Here is a 4,419-nt window from a genome sequence, read left to right on the forward strand (position 1 = left end):
CGAGCAGGTCAAGATCCGCGGCTACCGCATCGAGCTCGGCGAGATCCAGTCGGTGCTCAAGGGCCTCGACGGGGTCGACCAGGCGGCCGTGATCGCCCGCGAGGACCGCCCCGGCGACAAGCGCCTGGTCGGATACATCACCGGCACCGCGGACCCGGCCGCGATCCGGGCGGCGCTGGCCGACCGACTCCCGCCGTACATGGTCCCGGCCGCGGTGGTGGTCTTGGAGGCGCTGCCGTTGACCGGCAACGGCAAGCTCGACAAGCGCGCCCTGCCCGCACCCGAATACGCCACCGCCGAATACCGCGCCCCGGGCGACGCGGTCGAGGAGATCCTGGCCGACATCTACGCCCAGGTGCTCGGGCTCGAGCGGGTCGGCGTCGACGCCTCGTTCTTCGATCTGGGTGGCGACAGCATCCTGTCGATGCAGGTCGTGGCCCGGGCCCGGGCGGCCGGCATCCTGTTCCGGCCGCGTGACGTGTTCGTCGAGCAGTCGGTGGCCCGGTTGGCACGGGTGGCCGAGGTCGCGCCCGACGGTGCGGCCGGGGCCGGCGACGACGGCGTCGGGCCGGTGGTGGCCACCCCGATCATGCGGTGGCTGCACAGCATCGACGGGCCGATCGAGCAGTTCAACCAGACCATGGTGGTGCAGGCCCCGGCGGGGGCGAGTGAGGACGACGTGGTGGCGGTGCTGCAGGCGCTGCTGGATCGCCACGCCGCCCTGCGGCTGCGCGCCGACGACGACGGCGCCGGCGGCTGGTCGCTGCAGGTGCCCGAGGTCGGCGCCGTGGCCGCGCGCGGCTGCGTGCACGCCGTCGAGTCGCTGTCCGAAGAGGCGCTGGCGGAGGCCCGGTCGCGGCTGAACCCGGCCGCCGGGGTGATGGTCAGCGCGGCGTGGGCGCAGTCCACGGGCCAGCTGGCGCTGATCATCCACCACCTGGCCGTCGACGGGGTGTCGTGGCGAATCCTGTTGGAAGACTTCAACATCGCGTGGGCTCAGCATCACAACGGACAGCCCATCGCGCTGCTGGCGCCCGGGACGTCGTTGGCCCGGTGGTCGTCGCTGCTGCAGGAGTACGCGCACCGGCCCGACGTGGTGGCCCGGGCCGACGAGTGGCGGCAGGTCGCGGGCACCCCGGCCGCGCTGCCGGGGGTGCAACCCGACGCGGACACCTACGTGAACGCCGGTCAGCTGTCCGTCTCCCTGGACGTCGAGACGACCCGGCTCCTGCTCGGCGAGGTGCCGGCCGCCTTCCACGCCGGCGTCGGCGACATCCTGTTGATCGCCTTCGGGCTGGCCTTCGCGGAGTTCCTCGGCACCGGTGCGGCGCCGATCGGCATCGACGTGGAGGGCCACGGCCGTCAGGAAGAACTTTTTCCCCGGGTGGACTTGTCGCGCACGGTCGGCTGGTTCACCACCAAATACCCGGTGGCGTTGAAGGGCGGCCGACTCAACTGGTCGCAGGTGGCCGGCGGCGAGCCCGCGCTGGGGCCGGTGATCAAGGCCGCCAAGGAACAGTTGCGCGCCCTGCCCGACGGCCTGACCTACGGACTGCTGCGCTACCTGAACGACGACGTCGACCTGGACGGGGTGGACCCGGTGATCGGGTTCAACTATCTGGGACGGCTCGGCGCGGGCGCCGACCTCTCCGACGAGTTGTGGCGGGTCAGCCACGACAGCCTGGCGGTGGCGGCGGTGGCCACGGCGGTACCCATGCCGCTCGCGCACACGGTCGAGCTCAACGCCGGCACCATGGACACCGAGGCCGGCCCGCACCTGCAGGCCAACTGGACGTGGGCCCCGTCGGCGCTGGACCAGGAGCGGGTAAACCGCTTGAGCCAGTTGTGGTTTGAGGCCCTGGCCGGAATCTGCGCGCATGTCCGGGCCGGCGGCGGCGGATTGACCCCGTCGGACATCGCACCCGCTCAGCTCAGCCAGCAGCAAATCGACAGCCTGTGCAGGCAGGGCGGCGTCGCCGACGTGCTGCCGCTGACCCCGGTGCAGCAGGGACTGCTGTTCCACACCGCCTTCGCGCAGGACATGGACGACCTCTACGCGGTGCAGCTCGGCATCACCGTCAGCGGTGCTCTCGACGCGGCGCGCCTGCGTGAGGCGGTCCACACCGCCGTCAGCCGCCACCCCAACCTGGTCGCCCGGTTCTCCGAGGACTTCGGCGAGCCCGTGCAGGTCATCCCGGCCGACCCCCAGATGGCCTGGCGGTATGTCGAGCTGGACGGCGGCAACATCGACGAGCAGGTCGAGCAGCTGTGCGCCGACGAACGCGCCGCGGTGTGCGACCTCGCCGACAAGCCGTCATTCCGGGGCGCGCTGATCCGCACGGCGGCCGACCGGCACCGGTTCGTCCTGACCATCCACCACATCGTGGTCGACGGCTGGTCACTGCCCGTGCTGCTGCAGGAAGTGTTCGCCCGCTACTACGGGGAGCGGCTGCCCGCCCCGCCGTCGTACCGCAGCTTCGTCACCTGGCTGACGCACCAGGACCGCGCCGCGGCGCAAGCGGCGTGGGCCAAGGCGCTGGCCGGCTTCGAGACTCCCACCCTGGTCGGCCCGCTCGGGCAGATCGGGAAGCGTGGCGTAGCCGCCTTCCACGTGCCCGCCGACACCACGCACGCGCTGGGCGAGCTGGCGCGCTCCTGCCGCACCACCATCAGCACGGTGCTGCAGGGCGCGTGGACGCAGCTGCTCACGTGGCTGACCGGCCAGCACGACATCGCCTTCGGCACCGCGGTCTCGGGACGTCCGACAGAGCTGCCCGGCGCCGACGCGATGGTCGGCCTGCTCATCAACACGGTGCCCGTGCGGGCGACCATCACCGCGACCACCACCGTCGCGGACCTACTCGACCAGCTGCAACGCCTCCACAACGACACCGTCGACTACCAGCACCTGGCGCTGCCCGAGATCCACCGCGTCACCGGCCACGACCAGTTGTTCGACACCCTGTTCCTCTACGAGAACTACCCGGTCGACGCGGGTGCGCTGCTGGGCGTCCATGAGCTGGCCATCACCGACTTCAGCAGCCGCGAATACAACCACTACCCGCTGTCCGTGGTGGCTTCGCCGGGTCACGAGTTGAGCCTGCGCGTCGAATTCGACACCGAGGTGTTCACCGCCGCCGCCATCAACACGCTCATCGACCGGCTGCAGCAGGTGATGGTGGCCATGACGGCCGACCCCGCCCGCCGCCTGTCCTCGATCGACCTGCTCGACGCCGCCGAGCACACCCGGCTCGACGACTGGGGCAACCGGCCGGTGCTGGCCGAGGCGGCGCCCGAGCTGGCGTCGATTCCGGAGCTGTTCGCCGCGCAGGCGGCCCGCGGGCCGGATGCGGTGGCCATCACCGACGGTGACCGCTCCTGGACCTATGGCGAGGTGGATGCGGCCGCGAACCGTCTGGCCCACCTGCTGGTGAGCCGCGGCGCCGGCCCGGGGGAGCGCGTCGCGGTGCTGTTCCCCAGGACGGCCGAGGCCGTCGTGGCGATCCTGGCGGTTCTCAAGACCGGGGCGGCCTACCTGCCCGTCGACCCGACGGTGCCGGCGGCGCGCATCGAGTTCGTGCTCGGGGATGCCGCACCCATCGCGGCCGTTACCACCGCCGAGGTGCGGTCCAGGCTCGACGGCCAAAACCTGGACGTCATCGACTTCGATGACCCCGCCATCGCCGGCCAGACCAGCGACGGGCTGCCCGCGCCGTCGCCGGACAACATCGCCTACATCATCTACACGTCCGGAACCACCGGCACGCCCAAGGGCGTGGCCGTGCCGCACCGCAACGTCACCCAGCTGCTCGAGTCCTTGGACGCGCAGCTGGCGCTGGGACAGGTGTGGACGCAGTGCCACTCGCTGGCCTTCGACTTCTCGGTGTGGGAGATCTTCGGGTCGCTGTTGTACGGCGGCCGGCTGGTGATCGTCCCCGACGCGGTGGTCCGCTCGCCCGAAGAGCTGCACGCGATGCTGGTTCGGGAACAGGTCAGCGTGCTGAGCCAGACGCCGTCGGCGTTCTACGCGCTGCAGACCGCCGATTCGCTGGCGCCCGAACTGGGCCAGCAGCTGAAGCTGCAGACGGTGGTGTTCGGCGGCGAGGCGCTCGAACCCCACCGGCTGGGCAAGTGGCTGCACCACCACCCCGGGCTGCCGCGCCTGATCAATATGTATGGCATCACCGAGACCACGGTGCACGCCTCGTTCCGGGAGATCGTCGACGGGGATGTCGACACCAACGCCAGCCCGATCGGCGTGCCGCTGGCCCACCTGGGCTTCTTCGTCCTGGACGGGTGGCTGCGCCCGGTTCCCGAAGGCGTGGTCGGCGAGTTGTATGTGGCCGGCCGGGGCCTGGCGTACGGGTATGTGGGCCGGTCCGGGCTGTCCGCCACCCGGTTTGTGGCGTGCCCGTTCGG

Annotated in this window: 1 protein-coding gene; it reads left to right on the plus strand. The window is 71.4% G+C overall.

The window, feature by feature from the left end; translation table 11 throughout:
* The coding region (locus A9X05_RS11805; RefSeq protein ID WP_156736663.1) for a non-ribosomal peptide synthetase at positions 1–4,419 on the plus strand (4,419 nt) is incomplete at both ends.

The sequence above is a fragment of the Mycobacterium sp. E3298 genome (assembly GCF_001666895.1).
Classification (GTDB): domain Bacteria; phylum Actinomycetota; class Actinomycetes; order Mycobacteriales; family Mycobacteriaceae; genus Mycobacterium.